Source organism: Microbulbifer elongatus (assembly GCF_020524885.1).
Lineage (GTDB): Bacteria > Pseudomonadota > Gammaproteobacteria > Pseudomonadales > Cellvibrionaceae > Microbulbifer > Microbulbifer elongatus_A.
Genome location: NZ_JAIVKJ010000002.1, coordinates 91,217 through 116,488, shown reverse-complemented (window position 1 = coordinate 116,488; position 25,272 = coordinate 91,217). Strand labels below are relative to the sequence as shown.

General features: G+C 57.8%; 21 protein-coding genes. 15 read left to right on the top strand and 6 right to left on the bottom strand.

Annotated features, from left to right (window positions below):
* Positions 1–73 precede the first annotated feature (73 nt).
* Both LC059_RS07860 and LC059_RS07855 read left to right on the top strand, forming a co-directional pair.
* Positions 74–475, top strand: a complete 402-nt coding sequence (locus LC059_RS07860; protein ID WP_226703297.1) for a hypothetical protein — start codon at positions 74–76, stop codon at positions 473–475.
* Between the two features lie 34 nt (positions 476–509).
* Complete coding sequence (locus LC059_RS07855) at positions 510–899, top strand: c-type cytochrome (RefSeq protein WP_226703296.1); 390 nt, start codon at positions 510–512, stop codon at positions 897–899.
* 59 nt (positions 900–958) lie between these two features.
* On the opposite strand, the gene LC059_RS07850 is transcribed toward LC059_RS07855, so the two are convergent.
* On the bottom strand, positions 959–1,870 hold the full coding sequence (locus tag LC059_RS07850; RefSeq protein WP_226703295.1) for a dimethylarginine dimethylaminohydrolase family protein: 912 nt from the start codon (positions 1,868–1,870) through the stop codon (positions 959–961).
* 186 nt (positions 1,871–2,056) lie between these two features.
* Positions 2,057–3,319 carry a Zn-dependent hydrolase gene (locus LC059_RS07845; RefSeq protein WP_226703294.1) on the bottom strand — a complete coding sequence of 421 codons (1,263 nt, stop codon included), beginning with the start codon at positions 3,317–3,319 and terminating at the stop codon, positions 2,057–2,059.
* Between the two features lie 142 nt (positions 3,320–3,461).
* Between LC059_RS07845 and LC059_RS07840 the strand changes: the two genes are divergently transcribed.
* The 5 genes from LC059_RS07840 to LC059_RS07820 all read left to right on the top strand — a co-directional run bounded on the left by LC059_RS07840 (position 3,462) and on the right by LC059_RS07820 (position 11,732).
* Complete coding sequence (locus LC059_RS07840) at positions 3,462–4,445, top strand: LysR substrate-binding domain-containing protein (protein ID WP_226703293.1); 984 nt, start codon at positions 3,462–3,464, stop codon at positions 4,443–4,445.
* A gap of 247 nt (positions 4,446–4,692) precedes the next feature.
* Positions 4,693–6,114 carry an aldehyde dehydrogenase family protein gene (locus tag LC059_RS07835; RefSeq protein WP_226703292.1) on the top strand — a complete coding sequence of 474 codons (1,422 nt, stop codon included), beginning with the start codon at positions 4,693–4,695 and terminating at the stop codon, positions 6,112–6,114.
* A gap of 60 nt (positions 6,115–6,174) precedes the next feature.
* Complete coding sequence (locus LC059_RS07830; protein WP_226703291.1) at positions 6,175–7,584, top strand: APC family permease; 1,410 nt, start codon at positions 6,175–6,177, stop codon at positions 7,582–7,584.
* Positions 7,585–7,950: 366 nt separating this feature from the next.
* Positions 7,951–10,278 (top strand): TonB-dependent receptor, encoded by a 2,328-nt coding sequence (locus LC059_RS07825; protein WP_226703290.1) that lies wholly within the window; start codon positions 7,951–7,953, stop codon positions 10,276–10,278.
* Positions 10,279–10,316: 38 nt separating this feature from the next.
* Entirely contained in the window at positions 10,317–11,732 is a 1,416-nt protein-coding gene (locus tag LC059_RS07820) for an NAD(P)/FAD-dependent oxidoreductase (RefSeq protein WP_226703289.1), read from the top strand.
* Positions 11,733–11,858: 126 nt separating this feature from the next.
* Here LC059_RS07820 and LC059_RS07815 read toward each other — a convergent pair whose 3' ends face one another.
* Complete coding sequence (locus tag LC059_RS07815; RefSeq protein WP_226703288.1) at positions 11,859–12,695, bottom strand: helix-turn-helix transcriptional regulator; 837 nt, start codon at positions 12,693–12,695, stop codon at positions 11,859–11,861.
* Between the two features lie 349 nt (positions 12,696–13,044).
* Between LC059_RS07815 and LC059_RS07810 the strand changes: the two genes are divergently transcribed.
* Positions 13,045–14,478 carry a TonB family protein gene (locus tag LC059_RS07810; RefSeq protein ID WP_226703287.1) on the top strand — a complete coding sequence of 478 codons (1,434 nt, stop codon included), beginning with the start codon at positions 13,045–13,047 and terminating at the stop codon, positions 14,476–14,478.
* 36 nt (positions 14,479–14,514) lie between these two features.
* Here LC059_RS07810 and LC059_RS07805 read toward each other — a convergent pair whose 3' ends face one another.
* The gene (locus tag LC059_RS07805; protein WP_226704107.1) at positions 14,515–15,039 is read right to left on the bottom strand and encodes a gamma carbonic anhydrase family protein; all 525 of its coding nucleotides are present in this window, start codon (positions 15,037–15,039) and stop codon (positions 14,515–14,517) included.
* A gap of 164 nt (positions 15,040–15,203) precedes the next feature.
* Between LC059_RS07805 and LC059_RS07800 the strand changes: the two genes are divergently transcribed.
* The 3 genes from LC059_RS07800 to LC059_RS07790 are packed head-to-tail and all read left to right on the top strand — an operon-like array spanning position 15,204 to position 18,393.
* On the top strand, positions 15,204–17,276 hold the full coding sequence (locus tag LC059_RS07800; RefSeq protein WP_226703286.1) for a M3 family metallopeptidase: 2,073 nt from the start codon (positions 15,204–15,206) through the stop codon (positions 17,274–17,276).
* Positions 17,277–17,298: 22 nt separating this feature from the next.
* Positions 17,299–17,568: a YheV family putative zinc ribbon protein gene (locus LC059_RS07795; protein ID WP_226703285.1), complete on the top strand. Its 270-nt coding sequence runs from the start codon at positions 17,299–17,301 to the stop codon at positions 17,566–17,568.
* Positions 17,569–17,586: 18 nt separating this feature from the next.
* On the top strand, positions 17,587–18,393 hold the full coding sequence (locus LC059_RS07790) for a hypothetical protein (RefSeq protein ID WP_226703284.1): 807 nt from the start codon (positions 17,587–17,589) through the stop codon (positions 18,391–18,393).
* Between the two features lie 46 nt (positions 18,394–18,439).
* Here LC059_RS07790 and LC059_RS07785 read toward each other — a convergent pair whose 3' ends face one another.
* Both LC059_RS07785 and LC059_RS07780 read right to left on the bottom strand, forming a co-directional pair.
* On the bottom strand, positions 18,440–19,099 hold the full coding sequence (locus LC059_RS07785; protein WP_226703283.1) for a hypothetical protein: 660 nt from the start codon (positions 19,097–19,099) through the stop codon (positions 18,440–18,442).
* 138 nt (positions 19,100–19,237) lie between these two features.
* The gene (locus LC059_RS07780) at positions 19,238–20,602 is read right to left on the bottom strand and encodes an MATE family efflux transporter (RefSeq protein ID WP_226703282.1); all 1,365 of its coding nucleotides are present in this window, start codon (positions 20,600–20,602) and stop codon (positions 19,238–19,240) included.
* Positions 20,603–21,018: 416 nt separating this feature from the next.
* Here LC059_RS07780 and coxB point away from each other — a divergent pair, with 416 nt between their 5' ends.
* From coxB to LC059_RS07760, 4 genes are read left to right on the top strand one after another with little or no spacing between them, the layout of a single operon-like run.
* Positions 21,019–22,179, top strand: a complete 1,161-nt coding sequence (coxB, locus tag LC059_RS07775) for a cytochrome c oxidase subunit II (protein WP_226703281.1) — start codon at positions 21,019–21,021, stop codon at positions 22,177–22,179.
* A 24-nt stretch (positions 22,180–22,203) separates the two neighbouring features.
* Positions 22,204–23,754 carry a cytochrome c oxidase subunit I gene (gene ctaD, locus LC059_RS07770; RefSeq protein WP_226703280.1) on the top strand — a complete coding sequence of 517 codons (1,551 nt, stop codon included), beginning with the start codon at positions 22,204–22,206 and terminating at the stop codon, positions 23,752–23,754.
* Between the two features lie 21 nt (positions 23,755–23,775).
* Complete coding sequence (locus LC059_RS07765; protein ID WP_226703279.1) at positions 23,776–24,348, top strand: cytochrome c oxidase assembly protein; 573 nt, start codon at positions 23,776–23,778, stop codon at positions 24,346–24,348.
* Between the two features lie 5 nt (positions 24,349–24,353).
* Positions 24,354–25,244 (top strand): cytochrome c oxidase subunit 3, encoded by an 891-nt coding sequence (locus LC059_RS07760; protein WP_226703278.1) that lies wholly within the window; start codon positions 24,354–24,356, stop codon positions 25,242–25,244.
* Positions 25,245–25,272: the final 28 nt, after the last annotated feature.

The window sequence follows — 25,272 nt, the reverse complement described above, 5'->3', positions numbered from 1 at the left end:
GTTCTGGCATACTTTCCCCATTGCCCCGTCAGGCACCTTCCTGACGGGGCGCAAAAAAACCGGGGGGACACACATGCGAGAATTTATAAAAAACCTTTCCATCTGTTTTGCCGCTGGCGGTATTGCCGGTCTGGCGTATGCGCTCGGCCTGTGGGCACTGGGCCATTACGGTATTACCCGCGCGATGTCGGTCGACATAGCGCCACATCTTTCCAATGCTTACATCTACCAGCGTGTTGTATGGGGCGGAATCTGTGGGCTGATTTTCCTGCTGCCGTGGCGCAAGAGCTGGATTACCCGTGGCTTCCTGCTGTCACTGATTCCAGCGGGAATTCTATTGCTGGTGCTTCTGCCCATGCGTGGATTTGGCGTGGGCGCGCTGGCGCTGGGTACGCTGACGCCGCTAATTATCATTCTGGCCTGTGCTGCGGGTGGTATTGCAGGCTCCGGCTGGCTGCGCGCGCAGGGAAAATAACTTCGTATAATTTACTGGCAAGAGGATGCATTGCATGAAACGCACACTTTCCGTCGGAACACTGTTTGCAACGCTCTCGCTGGGGGCGGTCGCTTCAGAGCAGGAGACCCGTGACCTGATTGGCTTTGGTGCCCTTACCTTTGCCGACAATTGTATGAAGTGTCACAAGATAGACGGCTATGGGGAGGAGGCGTTGTACCCGTCTCTGCACGATCCCGCGTTGCTGGCGAATAAAAAACTGCTGGTCGAGACGCTGCTGCACGGGCGGTCGGCACCGCGTCGCAATGGCGGTGAAGAGGATCTGATGCCGGCACTGGAGTTTCTGACCGACCGCGAGATCTCGGCGATCATCGCGTTTATTAGCAATACCTGGGGTGATGAGGTGTTGCTGGTGAGTGAAGAGGAAATTAAGGCGGCTCGCTGAATGGAATCTTCGAATGAAGAAAGGGCGGCCATTGGCCGCCCTTTTTATTGCCCTTTTGTTTATGCAGGCTTGCGCGCCAGCGGCTGACACATGCAGTGCACGCCGCCACCACCGGCGGTGATCATGGATATATCCGGGTCGATCACGTCCAGGCCGTGGGCGCGGCACTTTTCTTTCAGCTCGGTGTTGTCGGACGGCAGCATCACGCGGTCATTGCCGAGCGCCACTACGTTCACACCCAGTTCCATCACCTGCGGGTAGGAGATGTCGATAATCTCGAAGTTGCGGGATTTGAACCATTGCACCAGTTCAGGCTCCACGGCGTCCACACAGACTGCGACGAGTTTTTCTGCCAGCGCGGCTACAAGCACGTCGATGTGCAGGAAGTAGGGATCGAATTCGTAGCCTTTTACTTCCCAGCCTTCTTTTTCGATCCAGCTTTTCATTTGGTTGAAGCCCTGGGGTGAGGTGCGTTCACCGCTGTAGCCGCACAGGATCACATCGGGTTCCAGCACCATGAAGTCACCACCTTCCAGGCTGCCGGCGGTGATGATGTCGTAAATGGGGATGTCGAGTTTCTGGTAGGTCTTTACCACGTCTACCCATTCGCCGCGGCGCCATGGGGAGTACATTTGGGTAACGATCGGTCCCCAGGGTGTCATGACGCTGCTGTCGCGGGCGTAAAGTTGGTAGGGCAGGTTGCTGTCTGCGGGCAGCAGGTGGGTGGTGACGCCGGCGTGTTTGTAGGCGTCGAGCATTTCCTGGTGCTGGCGCTTGGCGACGGCGGCGTCGAACTGGCGGCCGAGGCGCACGGAGCGGCGGGAAGCAGCATTGCCCATCTGCCAGGTGTAGTTGTCGATCGGGCCCACGAGCAGGTCGGTGAGCACACCGTATTCGGAGTCGATACCCCAGTTTTTCAACGGCGCGGTGTTGCCGTCTTCGTTGCGGTGTTTGTAGGTAAATTCAGTCATCTTTTTTCTCGAATCTTTTTTAGTCCGGCCCTGTTATGGGTCTGGTGGCGCCGCCACTGACGGTAACCCTTCGCGCGACACGCCGTTAACCCATCCCTGGGGGCTCGGCTGCGGCCGTCCTGGCCGCAGACGGTCGCGCGAAGGGTTACCGTCAGCGGCGGCTTCGCATTGAGTTTCTGTGCTTTGTCAGCTGGCGTTGTTTGCCATCTTCAGCATCGCTTGCAGCAGCACGTTTGCGCCTGCTTCCAGATCTTCCGGTTCCGCATTTTCCGCTTCGTTGTGGCTCAACCCTTTTTCGCAGGGTACGAAGATCATGCTGGTGGGCGCTACGCGGGAGATGTACACGGAGTCGTGGCCGGCACCGGAGACCATTTCCTTGTTGCTGTAACCGAGTTCGGCCACAGCGCTACGCACTGCCTCCACGCACTTGGTGTCGAAGGCGACGGCAGGGGAGCGCCATTCGTTGCGAATATCGTGCTCGAGACCGATCTCATCGGCGACGCGGGCGGCGATTTCGCGGAAGCGCTGGTCCATGGCGTCGAGGATTTTCTGGTCCGGGTGGCGCAGGTCGACGGCGAGAACGAGTTTTTCTGGCACGGTGTTGCGGCTGCCGGGCTCGACGCGGATGTCGCCGAAGGTGGCGCGGGCCCAGGGGGCGTGCTCGGCGGCGAGTTTGTAGAGTTCGTCGAGGATGCGGTGCAGTCCCATGAACGGATCGCGGCGAGATTCCATGGGGCTGGGGCCGGCGTGGCAGGGCTGGCCGATGAGGGTCAGGTCGTACCAGTACATGCCCTGTACCCCGGAGAGTACGCCGATCTGCTTCTGCTCGGCTTCGAGGATCGGGCCTTGTTCGATATGCACTTCAAATGCGGCGGCCAGTGGGCGCGGTTTGGCCGGGGTTTCGCCCTTGTAGCCGATACGCGCGAGTTCTTCGCCGAAGGTTTTACCTTCCTTGTCGGTGCGCGCGTAGGCGTAGTCGAGGTCGAACTCACCGCTCCAAACGCCGGATCCGATCATGGCGGGCGAGAAGCGGGCACCTTCCTCGTTGGTCCACACGGCGATCTCCAGCGGTGCTTCGGTTTCGACGCCGGCGTCGTTCAGGCTGCGGATCACTTCGAGGCCAGCGAGCACACCATACACGCCGTCGAACTTGCCGCCGGTGGGCTGGGTGTCGAGGTGTGAGCCCGTCAGTACTGGCGGCAGATCCGGGTTTTTACCGGGACGTTGGGCGAAGATATTGCCCATTTCATCGAAGGTCACGGCGCAGCCGGCGTCTTCGCACCACTGTACGAAGAGGTCGCGGCCCTGTTTGTCGAGGTCTGTGAGGGCCTGGCGGTTGCAGCCGCCTTTGTCGGTGGCACCGATTTGGGCCATCTCCATCAGGGAGTCCCACAGGCGTCGACCATTGATGCGAACTTGAGGGATACGGACTTGGCTGGTATCAGTCATGGAATGGATCCGGACTTTTGTTGTTGATTTGGATTTATAGGGTTTAGCACAAGTCTATGGTTTGCTATTGCGAACACAATTAACATTTAATTGCCATCTTGGTGCCTAAAAGGCACCGAAAGATCTCTCAGAGAGTTACGCCATGGCCGCCGAGCTTCGAAACCTGTCCCTGACCTCCCTGCGTAGCTTCCACGCGGTGGGCCGCCATTGCCACTTGCGGCGGGCGGCGGAGGAGCTGCATGTCTCGCACCCGGCCCTCAGCCGGCAGATCCGCGAGCTGGAGGAGCGTTTGGGGACGCCGCTGTTCCTGCGCACCGGCAATCGGCTGTCACTGACCGCTGCCGGCAAGCGCCTACATCGCGCAGTGTCTGAAGCCTTCGGCCGCCTCGAGCAGGGGCTGGTGACCCTGGACCCGGGCAACCTGTCCGGCGAGGTGGTGATTGCCACCACCGCGACCATCGCCACCCGCTGGCTGCTGCGGAGTCTTGCGGAGGTGCAGCAGCGCTATCCGGAAATCCGTCTGCGTGTCACCACCATCGAGCCGCGTGCGCGGCGCCTGGACGATGAAGCGGATATCGCCATCTGCCTGGGGGAGCCGGAAGCGCCGGGCCGTGATGTAACGCCCCTTTATCAGGAACATTATCTACCTGTGGCCAGCCCGCAGCTGCTGCAGGCGCGGCCGGATTTGAGCCGCGCGCTGCGCCCCGTGGACCTGCTTGCATTACCGCTGCTGCATGATCGCCAGCAGCAGTGGCCCGGATGGTTTACCGCCCAGGGTGTGGACTACGCGCCGGCGGCGCACGGAATTTCCGTGGATTACGCCTACCAGGCCATCGAGGCGGCGCGCCTGGGTATGGGGGTAGCGCTGGCGGACCGCCTGGAGGTGAGCGAAGACCTGAAAAGCGGGCGCCTGGCGACGGTGATTGAGCGGCCCTATACCATCGGCCAGTTCCTGTACCTGGTGAATGATCACCGCGCAGCGGTCAACGACCGCACGCGGCTGGTGCTGGAGCGGGTATTTCGCTGGCTGGAAAGCCGCGGCGCTCCACTGGCTCCGGAAGCTCAGGCCCTGCAGCAGGCTTGGGCGACGGCAGCGACCAGTTACTCGGACACTGCTCCCGATTAATCGACCACCTTTCTGCGCTGCCTTGCCATTCCGTTCCCGCCTGGCCCCTGAGTCTCACATCACCTGTTCAGGTGATACAGGGGTACGCGACCTTGCCGCATACTGAATAATCATTCGAATAAGTCTAACTATTGCGCAGATTGTCCGTTTGATGGACGATGCACGTCCGTCTTCGTTGTTGAAAACGGCGCCATTCGTCGCGCGGGCTCAATCGCGCCGCAATACTGCAGCAGGCAGGTCGAGCAAGATGGAAAACCATAACAAGATCTATATCGATGGCCAGTGGACAGAGTCCACTTCTGGCGAGTGGCTGGAGGTCATCAACCCCGCCACCGAATCCCCAATCACGCGCGTGCCTGCCGGCAGTGCCGCCGATGTAGATCGTGCGGTAGAGGCTGCTGCACGCGCTTTTGATGCCTGGGCCAATACGCCTGCCAGCGAGCGCCGTCTATTGTTGCTGCGCGCCGCCGACCTGATGGAAGCGCGTAAGGACGCGCTGATCGCTGCGGTGTCCGACAGCATGGGCTGTCCACGCCATATTGCCGGCTGGCTGCAGGTTGAAGGCCCCATCGAGGCCATGCGCCTGTTTGCCGAACACACCGGCGTCACCGAAGAAACCGCTGAACACGGCCACTCCCTGGTTTGGCGGGAAGCGGTGGGCGTCTGTGGTTTTATCAATCCCTGGAATTACCCGCTGCACCAGTTCGTGGGCAAGGTCGGCGCGGCCCTGGCCGCCGGTTGCACCATGGTCGTCAAACCCTCCGAGCAGACGCCGCTGCAGGATTACCTGATGGCGGAAGTCTTCCACGAGGCAGGGCTGCCGGCGGGCGTGTTCAACCTGGTCCCCGGTCGCGGTGCCGAGGTGGGTAAGGCGCTGTGCGAGCACCCGCGGGTGGATATGCTGTCGTTCACCGGCTCTACCCGCGCAGGCATCGAAATTGCCAAAGCCTGTGCGCCCACCGTTAAACGCGTAACCCAGGAACTGGGAGGCAAGTCCCCCTACATCATCACCGCGGACAGTGACTTTACCGCGGCGGTGCGTTACGGCGTCGACGATGTGATGATCAACACCGGGCAGACCTGTACCGCGCTCACGCGCATGCTGGTTCCGCAAAGTCGCTACGACGAGGCGCTGGAAATCATCCGCGCGCGCGTCGCCGAAATTGAAGTGGGCATGGATGAAAACGCTTTCATGGGCCCGCTGTCGTCCCAGCGCCAGTGGCAACAAGTACAGGACTATATTCAGATCGGCCTCGACGAGGGCGCGACCCTGCTGTGCGGCGGTGCGGGAAAACCGGAAGGACTGGATCAGGGCTTCTATGCGCGCCCAACGGTGTTCGCGCACGTGAGTAACAGCATGCGTATCGCGCGCGAGGAAATATTCGGTCCGGTGCTGTGTGTCATTGCCTACGACGATATCGAGCAGGCGTTGGCCATCGCCAACGATACCCCCTACGGACTTTCCTCCGGCGTCTACGCCAGGGATCACAAGGACGCGCTGGCAATTGTGCGGCGCATTCGCGCCGGACTGTGTTTCGTCAACGGTGGCGAGTTCAACTATCAAGCGCCGTTCGGCGGCTACAAACAGAGCGGCAACGGCCGCGAGTTTTCACACCACGGCGTCGAAGAATTTACCGAAATCAAATCCGCTCAACTGGGTGCGCCTTAACCGGATGCCGCGCACCGGCTCAAACTGAAAAAACAAAATAATCAACGCGGGAGAATCTCCGTGACAGAAGTTGCAGTCAAAAAGAATCTCGGTAAACGGGACATGATCCTGTTTACCGTGTCCGCAATTTTGCTGGTGGACACCCTGGCGGCCACCGCCGCGATCGGTACCTCGAGTATTTTCTGGTGGCTGTTCCTCGGCCTGTTTTTCTTTGTACCCTTCGCACTGGTATCCGCGGAACTCGGTTGCGCCTATCCGGAAAAGGGCGGTATTTACGCCTGGGTGCGCGATGCGTTTGGCGGCCGCTGGGCGTCGCGTATCAGCTGGAGCTACTGGGTTAACGTAGCGATCTGGATGCCGGCAATCTTCATTCTTTTTGCCGGCGTGGCCAAACAGCTTTTCTGGCCGGACATGGGCGTCGCAGGGCAGATTGGCCTCGGTATTGCACTTACCTGGGTTGCGGTGATCGCCAACGTAGTGACCCTTAATGTGGGCAAATGGGTGCCCAACATCGGTGCCATCTTCAAGATAGTGATCTTTCTTGCGATCATTATCGGCGCCGTGTTCTATGCCGGTGAAAATGGCCTCGCCAATTCGATCACCTTTGAAAGCATCAAACCGAATCTCAGCGACAGCCTGCAGTACATCCCAGCGATCATTTACGGCATGCTCGGCTTCGAGCTGATCAGCTCGAGTAGTGAGGAAATGCGCAACCCGCAGAGGGACGTACCGCGCTCCATTCTTGTGTCCGGTGCCATCATTCTCGCCCTGTACACCCTCGGCACCACGGCTATTCTGGCGGCCATCCCCGCTGGCGAAATTGATCTCGTCGAGGGGCTGGTAGACACCCTGCGGCTGTTCTTCGCGCAGCTGCCGTTTGGCAACGCGCTGGTAATGGCGCTCGGTATCGCCGCGCTGTATACCTTTTTCTCCAACGGCGTCACCTGGGCGATCGGCGGCAACCGCGCGGCGGCGGAAGCGGCGGAAGAGGGCGAGCTGCCCAAAGCATTTGCGATCAAAAGCCGCAGCCGTAACACCCCGGTGGGCGCCGCAGTACTGATGGGCGCAATGAGCACGCTGATCCTGGTACTGTACGGTTTCCTGGTGAACTCCAACGAAGACCTGTTCTGGTCGCTGTTCGCCTTCAGCGGGGTGATTTTCCTCTTGCCCTATGTAGGGATGTTCCTGGCATTTCTGAAGATGCGCCGTGTTGACGGTGCCCGTGCGCGTCCTTTCCGCGTGCCTGGTGGCGAAAGCTTTGTGCGTGTGCTGACCTATTTCTGCGTAGCGATACTCGCCGGCAGTATTTTCCTGTTTATTTACACCCCGGGTGAGGGCGTGCAGTGGCCGGTGCTGATCGGTTCCATCGTCACTCTGTTGCTGGGTGAGTTGGCAATCCTGTGGGCCGAAAAACAAAACTGTGAGGGTAAAGTACCGGAAGAAACCTCTGGAGCCCTCGCTGCGCAATAAACTTTCGAGAGAAGGGCGCGAACAAGCACTCTGGCAGATCCGTGCCGTCGATATAGATTGAGGCGGTACCGCTACCGGGTGTTGCTTTGTGAGACACGCCGTAAACCCATCCATGGGGGCTCGGCTGCGGCCGTCCTGGCCGCAGACGGTCTCACAAAGCAACACCCGGTATCGGTCCCTTCGCCGATAGCTTAATGAGTAAAACAGCATCGCTGAATTAACCCGCTCCTGCGGGTTTTCGTGTTTGCCAATAAAGTCGAAGGAAAATTCGGTTTCCTCACCCGTTGGGGTGATACCTGAATTTTGATTCGGTTTTTATAGTCTCCCTCAACATAAAACAGATAATTGAATCAGAGGGATATCGTCATGGGATTCTCGGGCTATACCAGCCGACGCTTTAGCAAGAACTCGCTTGCCGTCGCCGTTACCGGCGCATTCCTGTCCACCATGGGAATGTCATCCGGCGCCTTCGCCAACCAGATAGAAGAAGTCGCGGTCACCGCGCAGAAGCGTGAGCAGTCCGTGAATGACATCGGCGTGTCCGCCAATGCCTTCAGCGGCGAAATGATGCAGAACCTGGGCATCGACAGTGCCGTTGACCTGGGTGCGCACACCCCGGGCCTGGTCACCGTCAACAGCACCTCTGGCGGTACTCCGGTATTCGCCATCCGCGGTATCGGCCTCGATGATTTCAGCCCCAACAACAGCAGCGGTGTGGGCATCTACACCGACGAAGTGTTTGCCAGTAACCCGTCCTTCCTTGGTGGCCAGCTGTTCGATATCGAGCGGGTGGAAGTACTGAAAGGCCCCCAGGGCACCCTGTACGGCAAGAACACCACCGGTGGCGCGATCAATTTCATCAGCGCCAAACCCTCTAGCGAATTTGAAGCGTTTGTGGACGCCGGCATCGGCAACTACGGTGCACAGGAACTGACCGGCGTGGTCAGCGGTGAGATCAGCGGTGAAGTACTGGGCCGGCTGAGCCTGAACATGTCCAAGGCCGATGGCTGGCAGGAAGATCCGCAGACCGGGCGCGAGTTCGGCAGTGTGGACCGCTCGGCGGGTCGCGGCCAGGTGTCCTTCCCAATCGCCGATAACGGCGAGGCGCTGGTCAAGGTCTACTTCAGTTCCGACAAGTCCACCCCGGTATCCCCGCAGGTCAGCGGACTTGGCGACGCCTTTGGCGATCCCTCGTTTGATGTGCTCAACAGCAGCGACGATGCATCCATCGTCAACGTTGGTGACCTGAAGGTGGCTCGCGATGAGTCCGGTCACGGTGCGTCCGTGAACCTGAGTTATGGTTTCGAGACTTTTGATGTGATCTCCATCAGCGCGATCGACGCTTACGACCGCGAGGTGGTGGACAACTACGGCGGCTCTTCAGCGGCGATTCTCGACCTGTACCAGGACAATGAGATCAGCCAGTGGTCCCAGGAATTCCGCGTGGTCAGCAACGGCGACGGCGCCACCACCTGGGTAGCCGGGGTAAACATTTCTGAAGACACGGTAAAAGTGCGCGATGTGTTCGACGACTCCTTCTTCGTCACCGATTCCGTTGCCAGCACCTTTGTACTCGACCCGGCGGATGTTTCCGTTCAGGGCTGGGATCTGCTTACCGCAGAATACGAGCAGGTCACCCAATCCTGGGGTGCCTACCTGCACACCGAAACCGCGCTGGGTGATTCCTTCAACCTGATCGCCGGTATCCGCTACAGCGCGGACGACCGCACCTTCGACGGTATCTCCACCAACCACGATGATATCTACTCGTTCAACGACACCATTGCCGAACTGAACGACAGCAGCAGCGAAAACGCGGTGACCGGCAAGCTGGGTCTCGACCGGCAGCTGCACGACGACCTGCTGCTATACGCAAACGTGTCCAACAGCTACAAAGCCGGTGCCTATTACGGCGCGGCGATTCTCGACGACGCCAGCTGGGCCTATGTGGAGCCGGAAAAAGTCCTGTCTTTTGAAGCGGGCTTCAAGGCCACCATGTTCGATGCGTCGCTGCAGTTGAACGGGGCTGTGTTCAGTCTCGACTACACCGATCGCCAGTCCCTGGTGACCATCATCGTCGACGACTTCAGTAACTACCTGGAATTCCCGGTGGCGGATACCACCCTGGTCAACGTGCCGGAATCCAAAACCAACGGCTTCGAGCTCGACCTGCACTGGCTTCCCAGCGACAACCTGACCGTGATGGCCGGTGTGGCTTACCTGGATAGCGAAGTCACCAGAGCGCCGACTACTGCCGACATGCGCGGTATCGCCGCCGATCCATCGGTGAACGACAACGCCGATGGCGTGAGCCAGCTGTTCGTCGACGCACTGGCCGCACCACTGCCCGCCGGGGCCTCACTGTCGCAAGCACCGGAGTGGAGCTACAACAGCCTGCTGGCCTACGACCTGCCGCTCGCGGACTACAACCTGCGCCTGCAAACCAGCTACACCTACAGCGATGAGATGACCGCGCAGCTGGCGGACGATAACGCCCTGTCTGGGCCGGTGCACTCCTGGGATGCGGAAGCCTCGCTGAGTGACGCCGACGAGCGCTGGGAAGTCAGCGGCTGGATTAAAAACATTGAGGACAGCAGCGCGGAGACCTATGCCTTCTCCAGCTTTGCTGGCCGCTCCTACTATCGCCAGGCGCCGACCACCTTCGGGGTATCGGTTCGCTACAACATTTTCTAATTGCGCGCCGGCGATAACGCGATGATGAAGAGGTAATCATGTGTGACCCACAGACCAGGGCGGATGCCCTGGAAGCACTACAGAAAACGACCTTTTTCCCTTATTGGCTGGATGCGCCGCAGCGTCCGGGCGATGAGCCTGCGCTGCAGCGTCCGCTTAACTGCGACCTGCTGATTGTCGGCGGCGGATTTACCGGCCTCTGGGCCGCGGTGCAGGCCAAGGAAACCAATCCCGAGCGCGATGTTGTGCTGATCGAGGCCAACAGTATTGCCATCGGCGCTTCCGGGCGCCCGGCCGCAATCCTGTCCACTTCCGTCATGCACGGCCTGGCCAATGCGCAGCGCTTGTTTCCCGAAGATATGGAAATGCTGGAGCAACTGGGTAAAGAAAACCTTGACGGTTTCCGCGAAACCATCGAGCGCTATGGTATCGACTGCGACCTCGAGTGGGGGGGCGAGCTGACCGTTGCGGTCGGTGATGAAGGTATCGAGGATATCGAAAAGGAATACGAGCTTTACCGTCACTATGGCCATGACGCGCACCTGCTGGATAGAGAGGCGGTGCAGCAGGAAGTGAAGTCACCGTTATTCAATGGCGGTCTCTGGTCAAAACAACGTAGCGGCACCGTGCACCCGGCAAAACTCGCCTGGGGCCTGAAAAAAGTGGCGACGGATCTGGGCGTGAAGATCTACGAAAATACACCGATGGTCAGTAATGCCAAAAACCGCAAAGGCGTACTGGTGAAAACACCCAAAGGCCGTGTGCAGGCGAACAAAGTGCTGCTCGCGACCAATGCATTTGCTTCCGGCAACAAGAAAATCCGCAACCGGGTCGCCGCAATCCGCGACCGTATTGTGGTGACCGAGCCGTTGAGTGATGAGCAATTAGCAAGTATCGGCTGGAAAAACCGCCAGGGTATCTACGATACCCGCACCCAGCTGAATTACATGCGCCTGACTGCGGACAATCGCATTCTGTTTGGCGGCCGTCTGGATTACTTCTTCGGCAATAACACCGATCCGGAGGACGACAAGGCACCGGAACCGTATGTGCGCCTGATCGAAAATTTCTACCGTACCTTCCCGTCACTGCGTGGGATTACATTCAGTCACGCCTGGAGCGGTCCGATCGCACTGACCACGCGGATGGCGGTGCATTACCAGCACTACCACGGCGGCAAAATGTTGTATGCGGGGGGCTACTCCGGGTTCGGTGTGACGGCTACGCGCTTCGGCGCCCGTGTTGCCCTGGCAATTCTGGACGATAAAAAAGTACCAGAGCGCTCGCTGAATTTTGCCTGCTCACAACCCGCATACATTCCACCGGAACCTTTCCGCTGGATCGGTGCAAAGATCACCATGTATGCGCTGGACACCCTCGACGAAAAGCGCGGCTGGCGTATTCCCTGGGTGCGCATGGTAGAGAAAATGGGCTTTCCCATTACCCAGAAATAATCCTGTTGTGATTGTTGTCCTGTCTTGATTCCCGACTTGTGGACGTTCGCCCGCCCTGTTGCTCCGGTACCTACCTCACCGGGACGATTGGCCGCGGGCTTTTTTTTAAATCGCCATTTTTCATGGCTATTCAAGACTTGTTAGGGGGTCTGGGTCGGTACCGGAGTGGTGGCGCAGGGCACTGATAAATAGATAAAACAGCTCGGATTGGGAAGTAACGTCGAGTTTGGAATAGATATGTTTGCGGTGGGTCTTAATGGTATCCACACTGGCATCAAGCCTGTCTGCCATCGACTTGATGGAGTGTCCGCGCATCGTCATATGTAGCACTTCACATTCGCGCTTGGTCAGCAGCGAACTGCCAAAATTTTCCAGCGCACTGTCGAGGCGCTTGCCAAAGGATTCGGTCTGATCACCAGAGCGATTTTGGCTTTTAACCCACTTACGCAAAATGTTTTCTACAACTGGCAGCAAAGATTTCAGCAGCGAAATTTCATTTGGGGAAAACCGTCCGCTGCCGATATCAGAGGCACGTCCGATGGAAAGGCTGGCCACAGTGCCGTCTTCACCACGTAACAGGTAACAGGCCTCATCCCCGAGATTAGCGTCACGATAATAGCGCCGGAAATATTCGGTCTGAGTGAATGCGTCCGGCGCTACTTCACGCAGCATGAAAAGTCCTTCGAGGTTTTCATCCACAGCCGCGCGATAGAACGGATCCAGCAGATAGGCACCTTCCACATAGCGACCGACCTGTGTACCCGGGTGCTCATTGGCCAGCAGGCGGTGATGGGTAATTTCTGGCGCGCCACCTGGCGGGTAGAGGATTGCCATGCTGCTATTGCCGCGCACCAATTGCTCGGCGCCACGCAGTAATTCATAGATGCGCTCTTCATCCGAATCGCTATCCAGCAAATTGGCAACGCATTGATGCCAGCTAGTGAGGTTTCGAGTAAAGCTCATACTGATTGCTTGTTACCTAGCTGGGACAGGCGCCTTTTCAGGCGTCACTTCACAGGCTTTTCCGACTAATGGTGAGGCCAGAGATTTTATCAAAAAGCCATGGATATAAGGGGTTTTTGTGTGACTTTCTGCATGGTGAATCGGGCTTAATCTGGTGGGCCGAAGTGAACCTGTGTGGCCGAGTCTAGCCTTTGCGTCTTTCGGCCTTACGGTCGCGCGCGACCACTTACAGATAGGTACGTTCTGCAAAGGGAAAAGCCATAAGTCGGCAATTTCCTATGATAATTCCTCCGCCAAGATGTTACTCTCAGGGTGTCCAATAACGCGAAATATAATGGAGGATATGGCGGTGAAACGGATTTTTTTCGGGATCTTTATGAGTCTCGCGGGGGCTGCCCTGCCCGTGGAGGCAAATTTTGACAAGGCCATGCAGGATTACACCGCGGGCAACTTCACCGAAGCCTATCGCAGCTTTGATGCCTTGGCCGCAATTGGCGACTATAGCTCGGCGTTCAATATCGGTGTTATGTACTACCGAGGTGAGCATGTAGAGCCCGACCCGCTGGAAGCCTGGGCGTGGATGCAGCTAGCCGCGTCTCAATCCGGGGAAGAAAGTATGGCGGCCACCGCCAGCAAAATCCGCGCCCGTTTCACCCCTGAGCAGCAGGAAGCGGCACAGCGTCGCTACGATGCGCTACTACATAGTCACGGCAAGGAGCGGGTTATGAAAGACCTGAATCCTGTGCTGCTCGCAGATGAAGAATGCGAAGTGGATCGCACGCCGATAGCCAAGAATCCCCCCAGATACCCGCCAGTGGAGCTGCAGCGGGGCCGGTTCGGAAGGGTGGTTCTGGAATACTCGGTAATGCCCGGGGGGCATGTGCGCGACATTACTGTCGTACAGTCCAATGAGCCGAGTTTCACTCGCGCCGCAGCCAAGTCGGCATTGTCCTACCGCTATGAACCTGCCCCGGTCAGCGAGCCTACCATTGGCGTAAAAACGGCTGTTATCTTTAGTATTCGTGGGCCTGTGAATAATGAGCGCGAACTGGTTGCCGAGCTGAACGAATGGAAAGGCAAGGCGGAATCCGGTGATGCGGTTGCACAGTATATATATGCCTATCGGCTTGGTGTGTTTCGCTCCTTCCGCAAGTACATGAAGAGTACAGACCTGGAATACCAGACCGCCAACAAGTGGTATCTGGAGGCCGCCCAGCAGGGGATTCCACAGGCCCAGTTCGAAATTGGACGAAACATGGTTGTGGGAAGGGGTTGTGAGGCGGATGTCAAAAACGGCATGAAGTGGATCAGTGCCGCGGCTGTAGCCGGTATTCCAGAGGCGCAGAACTACCTTGCCACTAGTGCCGGTTCGCTTTCGGAGGAAGACCGTCGCGAACACGCGATTCGCTGGTTGAAAAACGCCGCGGTGAATGGCCACTATTTTTCTGGTTTGCTACTGGCGTGGGAGCTGGTATCCGGTCCGGGCCCGGCAACCGACGAAGAATTGTCAATGGCGCAGGAACTCGTGGAGGCCAAACCGGTGGATTATTTTGACGAGGTCCGCATTCTGGAGACGCGGGCCGCAGTAGCGGCGGCGCAGACGGATTTTAAGTCCGCTCAACGCCTGCAGAAGCGAGCGATCAAACTCGCCGGTCGGCTGGAGTGGGATTTGCGCGATGCTAAACACCGGCAGGAAGCATACCAGCGTGGTGAGAAATGGAGCGGTCCCTACTTTTACGACATCGAGCTGGAGCCGCTACCGTTACAAGCCTCCATACACTGAAGGCTTGCGGTATGCAGCTGACGCTGTGATTGAAGATCAGTTATCGAGATATTCGTTTTTCAATTTTACGTAATTGCCGGCGGTGTAAGTAAAGAACTTGCGCTCCTTTTCTGACAGGGGGCGTGCCTGTTTCGCCGGTGAGCCCACATACAGAAAGCCGCTTTGCAGTCGTTTGCCGGGCGGCACCAGGGCGCCGGCCGCCAGTACCACCTCATCCTCGATCACCGCGCCGTCCAGCACGATGGCGCCAATCCCGATCAATACGCGATTGCCCACAGTACAGCCGTGCAGGCAGGCCTTGTGGCCGATGGTGACATCCTCACCGATGGTCAGCGGCCAGCCGCCTTCATTGAAGTCACTGGCGTGCGTGATGTGCAGCACCGAGCCGTCCTGAACACTGGTGCGCGCACCGATACGCACCCGGTGCATATCGCCGCGGATTACCGTCATTGGCCACACGGAGCAGTCGTCACCCAGCACCACATCGCCAATCACCGTACACTGGGGGTCGATATAGACACGCTCGCCCAACCTGGGACTTTGGTTACGGTGTTCACGCAGGGTGTGAGGGGGTTGTGTGTTGTGGGGTGAGTCGGGCTTCGACAAGGCTGACCTCCGGGGTCTGGTGCAACGAACTAGTTCAATCCACTAGAATACTGGGCATATGTTAACCCGTCCCCGCGATCCATGCCCCGCCGTGGGTCGCCCATCGACAAGGAATTCCGATGTCTGACACTTCCTCCGTCAATCCGCTGCTGAGCGCGCCGGTGCTGCCCCCATTTGATAGCGTCAAACCGCAACACGCTGAGCCCGCCATCAGTAAACTCATTGCAAAATGTCGCGAACAGCTGCAAACGTGCCTCCAAAATGCGGGTGAAAGCCCAACATGGGAAGAGACCATGGCGCCGTTGGAAGAGGCGCAGGACATGCTAAGCAAGGCGTTCTCGCCGGTTTCACACCTGAACAGCGTGCTCAGTGGCGACTGGCGTGCGCCCTATGAAGCCTGTCTTGCGCAGGTGACCGAGTACTGGACAGAGCTGGGCCAGAATCCGGAGCTGTATGCGGTGTATCGCGCGCTGGCCAAATCTCCGGATTTCCCCGGTTGGCCCCAGGCTCGCAAACAGGCGGTGCGTCACGGCCTGAGGGATATGCATCTCGGGGGTGTCGCCCTGGAAGGGGAAAAGCGCGAGCGCTACGCCACCATCAGCAAGCGCCTGGCGGAGCTGAAGAGCAAGTTTGCCAACAACGTGCTCGACGCCACCAATGCCTGGAGCCTGAACATAACCGATGAAGGGGAGCTGCAAGGGATTCCGGAATCCGCCCTGGCGACCGCCAGTGCACTGGCGGAATCCAAGGGCAAGAAGGGCTGGCTGCTCACCCTGGATGGCCCGTGTTTTCTCGCGGTGATGACCCATGCGGAGAACCGCGAACTGCGCCACAAGATGCACTATGCATTCATTACCCGCGCATCCGATGTGGGGCCTAATGCAGGCGAGTTCGACAACGCCAATGTGATGGCGGAAATCCTGGCACTGCGCTCCGAGCAGGCCCACTTGCTGGGTATGGCCAATTACGCCGAACGCTCGCTGGCCAGCAAGATGGCGGGCTCTACCGAAGAGGTCGAGACTTTCCTGCGGGACCTGGCCAAGCGTGCCAAGCCCGCGGCAGTGAAAGAGTTTGCCGAACTGCAGGCGTTCGCCGCCGATGAACTGGGTCTCGACAAGCTACAGCCCTGGGACGTGGCCTGGGCCGCGGAGAAACTCAAGCAGTCGCGCTACGCAGTGAGTCAGGAAGATCTGCGCCCCTATTTCCCCTACCCGAAGGTGCTCTCCGGCATGTTTGCGGTGGCGGAGAAGCTGTTTGGCGTGGTGGCGGAGCGCGACGACAGCGTCCCCAGTTACCATCAAGACGTGCACTTCTATTGGCTCAAACGCAGTGGCGAGCCCATCGCCGGCTTCTATCTCGACCCCTACGCCCGTGAGAAAAAGCGCGGCGGCGCCTGGATGGATGATGCGCGTGTGCGCAGACAGACAGTTGCCGGCTTGCAGTTGCCAGTTGCCTATCTGGTCTGCAACTTTAGTTCTCCAACCGCCGCAGGCGCTTCCAGCCCCGGCAAGGACCGGCCGGCGTTGCTGACCCATTACGAGGTCACCACCCTGTTCCACGAATTCGGTCACGGGCTGCACCACATGCTTACCCAGGTGGACGTGGCGGCAGTGTCCGGTATCAATGGTGTGGCCTGGGATGCGGTCGAGTTGCCCAGCCAGTTCCTGGAAAATTGGTGCTGGGAACCGGAAGCGCTGGCAATGATTTCCGGGCATTTTGAGACCGGGGACCCCCTGCCGCAGGTGTTATTGGATAAAATGCTTGCCGCGAAGAACTTTCAGTCCGCCATGTTCACCGTCCGCCAACTGGAGTTTGCCCTGTTTGATTTCCTGCTGCATTCGCGGCCGGAGGGGGCCAATGCGGACGAGATCCAGCGCCTCATCAACGAGGTGCGGGCCAAGGTGTCGGTCGTGCCGGTATCCCCGGACAACCGCTTCCAGAACAGTTTCAGCCATATTTTTGCCGGCGGTTATGCGGCGGGCTACTACAGCTATAAGTGGGCGGAAGTGCTAAGTGCGGATGCGTTCTCCCTGTTTGAGGAGACGGGCATTTTCGACCCCGCGACAGGTAACCTTTTCCTGACCACGGTGCTGGAGCAGGGGGGTAGCCGCGATGCACAGGACCTGTTTGCGGAATTTCGCGGGAGAGCCCCCCAAATTGATGCGCTGCTGCGCCACTCGGGCATCGAGTAAAAACGAGTTACAGAGGTAGTCCTTGAACGACGAACATCACAAGCCCGTAAAGCGCCGGTTTATTGCCGGCGCCGTTTGTCCACGCTGCAGCGAAATGGACAAGATCGTCAATTACAAACTGGGCGATAAGAATTATCGTGAATGTGTGGCTTGCGGATTCAAAGATGAAATTCGCCTGCAATCTACACAGCGGGAACTGGATACCCGCGTCAACAATACCGATGACAGGGAAGTGGAAGAAACCGCAGTCAAAATACTGCAGCCGCCTTCGGGACCGGCCGATAAAAAATAATCCACTGACAGTATTATTTTGAAAAAAATTTATCCCCTGATTGCCCTGGCGATCGTTATCACTATTGCTGCGTTTTACGGCCTGGATCACTACCGTGAAGTGCGCGCACAACAGCAAGCTCATGCTGCGCATCTGATTACCCGCTGTGTCAATCAGGGGCTGCTGTCTCTGTTTACGTTGCAAGCGAACGACTGGGCCAAAAACCCGAAACAACTGGAAAAGGAAGACAGGCGTCTCCGGGAGCGTGTGGCAGCACTGCCGGACGCAGTGTACGAAGATAAACCCTTTGCGGACTGGCAGGGTGCCCTGGAGGTGTGTGATCGCCTTACGGTAAATACCAGTCGCCAGCATAAAACCATATTTCGACCGCTGGCTGAAATGGCCAAGAAAGAAATCTGGAGCCTGGAAACCGCGAAAAGTGAACAATTTCAAACTCGACGCAAGAAGGCCATTTACCGCACCAAGGTAGCCGCGGAAGCCGCAGACCGTTACCTGGACGACCTGCGGGTAGATGTAAACAGGCTGTTGGATGTGAGCCGGATTTCACCCGAAGCGCGTGCACTGACCCAGCAGCAGCTGCAGGAAAGAATTTTCCAAAAATACCGCAAGGGGCGCTTCAGCAAGCGGCGCGTGCTGCAATATCTGGAGCGTCAGAAAGAGTTCTATCAGTTACTGACGGACAACCCGAAAGGGTTCTCTCTGCGCGGCGGCAGCCTGTATTTTTACAATAAAAAAATGCATCGCAAGGCCGACGACCTGAATCGCAACCTTCTACAGGGTGAGGTGGATTTTTTCAGTAACTGGCGTCAGATTGTAGAGCAGTGATCTGAATCTGGCGGGCGGCCGTGAGGCCGCTCGCGAGTGCGACACACTAATGCGATACATCCAAATGCCGCGACAAGGACGGAGTGCGCAGTTCGATGTGCATGTGGCGTGCAAAGTCCGGCCATGCCCCCGGGGCATCGTCGTAGCGCTGTTTGTGCAGGATCATCGATACCAGTCTCGCAGGATCCAGCTCCGCTGGCTCAAAGCGCTGCAACAACACTTCCGCCAGGTCATCCAGCTGGCAAGCCAGAGCTTCCCCAAGTAATTCCCGTACCACCAAATTGGCCACCATGGGATCCATCGGCAACAGGTGCGTGCCACACAGGGGCTGTAGCAGGTCGTTGATTTCTTCCATGGTACGGTGAGCCAAGTAGGCCTCGTCCAGAATTGAGCCCAGGCCGTGTTCGTGGGGTTGGTGCTCGGGCACTTCGCTAAAGCTGTGCACTATCAATTCCCGCACAGGGTGAAAATTCAGCCCCCCCGCATCACACATCTCATCCAGCCTTTGCAGCCAGAGGGGAATTGCCTGGATATAGCGAATGACGAAACAGGTAATATGGAGTGGGGCATCCCGCTGCGGCAATTGGATGCTGCGATGCAGGCTGGGCAGGGTGTCGTGCAGGCTGCGACGGAAACGCCCGCGCGCCTGTTCGGCGGCGACAGCGCGGTCGATACACAATTGAATCAGTTGATAGTGATCAGGCATACATCAAAACAAAAAGGGCGAAACCGCCTCCCCGTTTCTTTGTCTGCTGAACCCCCGTTGCCCCACTGATGGAGCGCTGCTCAAGAGAGCGGACAAGATTGCTTAACGCCGGAAGAGGAATCGGTACCGTTGCTCCAATTACATCCAATAGTTTTTTTTAGTGTAGTTATAAAAGTAGACCAATAATCCGGCCGAGCGTGCGCCAAACCACAAAAATAGGCTGAACCAGATGCCATTGTTGTCCCACTGGCGGGTAAACCACCAGCAAGGTAAAAATACCAACACAGTTGCGATAAACATGGTGTCGCGCATTTGCCGGCTTTTCCCCGCGCCGATGAAAACGCCGTCGAGTTGATAACTCCATACCGCTACCAGCGGAAGGGCGCACAACCAGGGGTAAAACGTGGCAGATGCGGCCAGAACGGCGGGAATACCGGTAAACAGTGGCAAGATCCAGTTTTTCCCTGTGATCAGCACCACCGTGATCGCTACCGCGGAGGCCAGGGCCCATACTGCAGCTGCGGTATTGGTACGCCTGAACTGGGTCATTGAGCCCCGATTCACGGCGTGGCCGACCAGCGACTCGGTGGCGTGGGCGAAGCCATCCAGCGCGTAGGAGGTCATCATCAGGAGTTGCAGCAGGATGGCGTTGGCCGCCAGCACCGTATCTCCTTGTGCCGCACCCTGGGCAGTGAAAAATGTCAGGGTAAACAGCAGCAGACTGGTGCGAATAAACAGGTCCGTATTGATTCTCAGCAGTTCCTTCCACGGTGCGCTGCGCTGCCACGGCCAGAAATCGGCGCGCTGCAATATCGTGTGCATCTCCTGAAGCGCATTCCGGTGGCGTCGCCCCAGCAGCCAGAACCCCATGGAGAAACCGCAGATATCCGCACTGACCGACGCCCAGGCAGCGCCGCGCGCGCCCATATCCAGGCCGAGAATCAGTATCAGGTCCAGCAGGATATTGAGCAGGTTGGCGGTTACCAGTATCGCCAGTGGCGCTCGGCTGTCGCGGCGACCGATAAAAAACCCCAGCAGCGCGAAATTCGCCAGCGCCAGTGGTGCGCTCAGCAGGCGTATCTGCAAGTAATCCCTCGCGTGGGGGCTGGCCTCAGCACTGGCGTTCATCCACTGAGTGATGAGAGGCAGCAGTGGTGACGCGAGCAGCAGTAGCAGCGCACCCAGCAGTGCCGCCAGGCTGAGCGCACGCAAAAGCCAGGCGGCGCCCTCGCGATCGTCACCGGCGCGAGCCACCAACCCGGTGGTGCCCATACGCAGAAATCCAAACGCCCACAGCAGCATGGACACAACACTGGCGCCAATGGCGACACCGGAAAGGTATTCCGGGCTGGGCAGGTGACCGAGCACGGCTGTATCCACTGCGCCCAATAAGGGCACCGTGATGTTGCTCAGGATCATCGGCCAGGCAAGTTGCCAAACCCGTACGTAGGGCGCGGTAAAACGGCGTGAAAAGGCACTGCGGTGCGCCGGTGAATCTTTCATGTAAGTTGGCGTTTTAATTGACTTTCTTCTGGCGATGTGTTTCTTTTGAAACTGCTAGATGCGACAGAAAGACACAGGTTGTTGGTTGTACCTTCCGGGCGACGACATCTGAAGTAAAAATAACAAGTTGCACTGATAAGCAGTATCGCGCAGTCGAGGTCCTCGCCCGGTGTGCGAACAGTGTATGTAGTCTTGGTTTACTACAGCATGTCCACATGATGATGTGTGGAACATAACCCGATCTTCGGATCGGGGCAGACTCCAGTCCTCCGAACAGCCAGCCGCTGTTACAGGGTTTTGCTATTTTGCGGCTCGCAACGCAGCGACCTGCCACGGGTGTTTCCCGCGGTTGGCCCGCAGCAATGTGAGCGCAGAAGGCGGCCCGCGAGAATAACAAACATGGAGATCTGCAGGCGATGTTGATGGGCTTAAAACGGCTGTTCGCCTTCCTGACCCTCTCGGTTCTCGCTCCCGGTGCTTTCGCCCAACAGGCGGCAGAAAAAGCACAGGAAGGCGTAGAGCGCTGGGGGGTCAATATGACCCAGGGGGTAACCGAAGTTTCCCGCACCACTTACGATTTGCACATGCTGATTTTCTGGATCTGCGTGGCGATCGGTGTCGTGGTGTTCAGTGTGATGTTCTACAGCATGTGGCGTCACCGCAAAAGCAAGGGCTACAAGGCGGCGCAGTTTCACGAGAGTACGCTGGTGGAGCTGGCCTGGACCATCGTCCCCACCCTGATTCTTGTCGGCATGGCGATCCCCGCCACCAAAACCCTCTACGATATCTACGACACCAAGGAAGCCGATCTGGACATCATGATCACTGGCTACCAGTGGAAGTGGAAATACGATTATCTGGGTTCCGATGTCTCCTTCTTCTCCAACCTGTCCACCCCCGCTTCCCAGATCAACAACCAGCAGCCGAAAACGGAAAACTATCTGCTGGAAGTGGATGAGCCAATGGTGGTGCCCACCAACAAAAAGATCCGCTTCCTGATTACTGCCAACGATGTGATCCACGCCTGGTGGGTGCCTGAGCTGGCGGTGAAAAAGGATGCAATCCCCGGCTTTGTCAATGAATCCTGGACCCGTATCGAAGAGCCCGGCATTTACCGCGGCCAGTGTGCGGAGCTCTGTGGTAAGGACCACGGCTTTATGCCCATCGTGGTCAAGGCTGTGCCGGAGGATGAATATCACTCCTGGCTGAGTGAGCGTGCCGAGCAGGCAGCACTCATCAAGGAGCTGACCAACAAGACCTTCACCTTTGACGAACTCTACGAGCGCGGCAAGAAGGTTTACAACAGTTCCTGTGCCGCCTGTCACCAGCCAAACGGCCAGGGTGTGCCCGGCGCCTTCCCGGCGATTGCGGGATCCAAAATTGCCACTGGCGGTATGGATAGCCACCTGAGCATGGTGGTGAACGGATCGCCCAGTAACCCGGCGATGCAGGCCTTTGGTGCACAGTTGAATGAAGTGGATCTGGCCGCGGTCATCACTTATCAGCGCAATGCCTTCGGCAACAATATGGGCGACACCGTGCAGCCCATCGACATTCTCAATTTCAAGAATAAGTAAGCAGGAGCCGAGAGGAGTTTAGTTATGGCACACGGTCCGAAACCCGGTTTTACCCGCTGGCTCTACACGACTAATCACAAGGACATCGGCTCGATGTATCTGTGGTTCAGTTTTGCGATGTTCCTGCTAGGGGGTTGTATGGCGCTGGTAATCCGCGCCGAATTGTTCCAGCCCGGTCTGCAGATAGTGCAGCCGGAATTTTTCAACCAGATGACTACCATGCACGGCCTGATCATGGTGTTCGGTGCGGTGATGCCGGCATTCGTTGGCCTGGCCAACTGGATGGTGCCGATGATGATCGGCGCTCCGGATATGGCGCTCCCGCGCATGAACAACTGGAGCTTCTGGATTTTGCCTTTCGCCTTCGCGATGCTGGCATCCACACTGTTTATGGAAGGTGGAGCACCGAATTTCGGCTGGACCTTCTATGCTCCGTTGTCCACCGAATACGCGCCGCCCAGCGTGACTTTCTTTATCTTCTCCATCCATATCATGGGCGCATCCTCAATCATGGGGGCAATCAATATCGTTGCCACCATTCTGAATATGCGCGCACCGGGTATGACCCTGATGAAGATGCCACTGTTCGTGTGGACCTGGCTGATTACCGCCTACCTGCTGATCGCGGTAATGCCGGTACTGGCGGGTGTGGTCACGATGATGCTGATGGATATTCACTTCGGCACCAGTTTCTTCAGCGCCGCCGGTGGTGGTGACCCGGTACTCTTCCAGCACGTATTCTGGTTCTTCGGTCACCCCGAGGTGTACATCATGATTCTGCCGGCGTTCGGTATCGTGTCGGCAATCATTCCCACCTTCGCGCGCAAGCCGCTGTTTGGTTACAGCTCGATGGTATACGCCACCGCAAGTATCGCCTTCCTGAGCTTCATCGTGTGGGCGCACCATATGTTTACCGTGGGTATGCCGATCGCCGGTGAGCTGTTCTTTATGTACGCCACCATGCTGATTGCGGTACCCACCGGGGTGAAGGTGTTCAACTGGGTAACGACCATGTTCCGCGGGTCGATGACCTTCGAGACCCCGATGTTGTTCTCCATCGCCTTCGTGATCCTGTTTACCCTGGGTGGTTTCTCCGGCCTGATGCTCGCCATTGCTCCGGCGGACTTCCAGTATCACGATACCTACTTCGTGGTGGCACATTTCCACTATGTACTGGTGCCGGGTGCGATCTTCTCGATCACTGCCGGTGTCTACTACTGGTTGCCGAAGTGGACCGGCAATATGTACAACGAAACCATGGGCAAGGTGCATTTCTGGATGGCGTTTGTCGGCCTGAACGTCACCTTCTTCCCGATGCACTTTGTTGGTCTCGCCGGGATGCCGCGCCGGATTCCGGATTACGCGCTGCAGTTTGCCGACTTCAACCAGATTGCCAGCGTTGGTGCCTTCCTGTTCGGTGCGGCGCAGATCGTGTTCTTGTTTAACGTGATTCGCACCGTCAAGGGCGGCAAAAAGGCGACCGACGAGGTGTGGGAAAACCCGGAAGGACTGGAGTGGAGTGTGCCTTCCCCCGCGCCTTACCACACCTTCAGCACACCTCCGGTCGTGCGCTGATTAAGCAATCGAGCAGTCGTCATGTCTATGAGTGCAAACGCAAAAACCACTGCCAAGCTGCTGACCCTCGCGGTCGGCATGCTCGGCTTTGCGTTGTTCATCATGCCGCCGCTATACGACGCCTTCTGTGAAATCACCGGCCTGAACGGAAAAACCGGCGACCGCTACGAAGCGGTGCCGGCCGCGGTGGATACTGAGCGCACGGTGAAAGTGCAGTTTGTTGCCAGCAACAATGAGAACATGCCGTGGAAATTCACACCTGGCGTGGTGGAAATGAAAGTGCATCCGGGAGAAGCCGTGGACACGGTTTTCCTTGCCTACAACCCCACCGACCGCGACATGGTAGGTCAGGCTATTCCCAGCCTGGTGCCCTTCAAGGCCGCCAGTTATTTTCACAAAACCGAGTGTTTCTGCTTTAACCAGCAGGCACTCGCCGCCGGCGAATCCGCTGAACTGGGTCTGCGTTTTATCGTCGACCCGGATCTGCCTGCCGGGGTAAATACCATTACGCTTTCCTACACGCTGTTTGATGTCACGGAAAGAATTGCCAAACAAGCGAACAACAAAAATACCGACTCCGAGCGAGAGGGATAAAAAATATGGCCACCGAAAGCAGCTACTATGTGCCCGAGCAGTCCCGGCTGCCTATCTTCGCCACCATCGGCATATTCCTGACGGCCTTTGGCGCCGCCAGCTGGGTCAACGGAGGCAGCTCGTATATTTTCTTTGCCGGCGCACTGTCCATGGCTACCGTGCTTTGGTTCTGGTTTGCCGCTGTGATCAAGGAGAACATGCAGGGGCTCAACAGCGACCAGCTCAAGCGTTCCTATGTCTGGGGAATGGGTTGGTTCATTTTTTCGGAGGTGATGTTCTTCGCGGCATTCTTCGGTGCTCTGTACTACATTCGCACCTTTACGCTGCCGTGGCTCGGCGGTGAGGGTGATCGCGGCTCCTCCAATATGCTGTGGGAAGGCTTCCAGAACACCTGGCCGCTGATGGTGACCCCGGAACAGGCGGTAGCTGGCGATGCGGCGAAAGTGGTAGGACCCAAAGGCATCATCGATCCCTGGCACCTGCCGCTGCTGAACACCGTGTTACTGTTGGCTTCCAGTGTCACCGTGCATATTGCCCATGTATACCTGAAAAAGGGCAAGCGCCAGGGGTTCAACCTGTGGCTCGGCGCTACCGTGGTATTGGGTGCTGCCTTCCTGTTCTTCCAGGTAGAAGAATACTTGGAGGCTTATCAGCATCTGGGACTGACGCTGGAATCCGGCATTTACGGCACTACCTTCTTTATGCTCACCGGCTTCCACGGTGCCCATGTGACCCTGGGTACCATCATGCTGTTGATCATGCTTTTGCGGTCGGTGATTGCTCATCACTTCAAGCCTGACGATCATTTCGGTTTTGAGGCGGCCAGCTGGTATTGGCACTTTGTGGATGTGGTGTGGGTAGGACTGTTTATCTTTGTCTACGTTCTGGGCGCTTAAGCCACGAACAATTGGTGGATGCACTAAG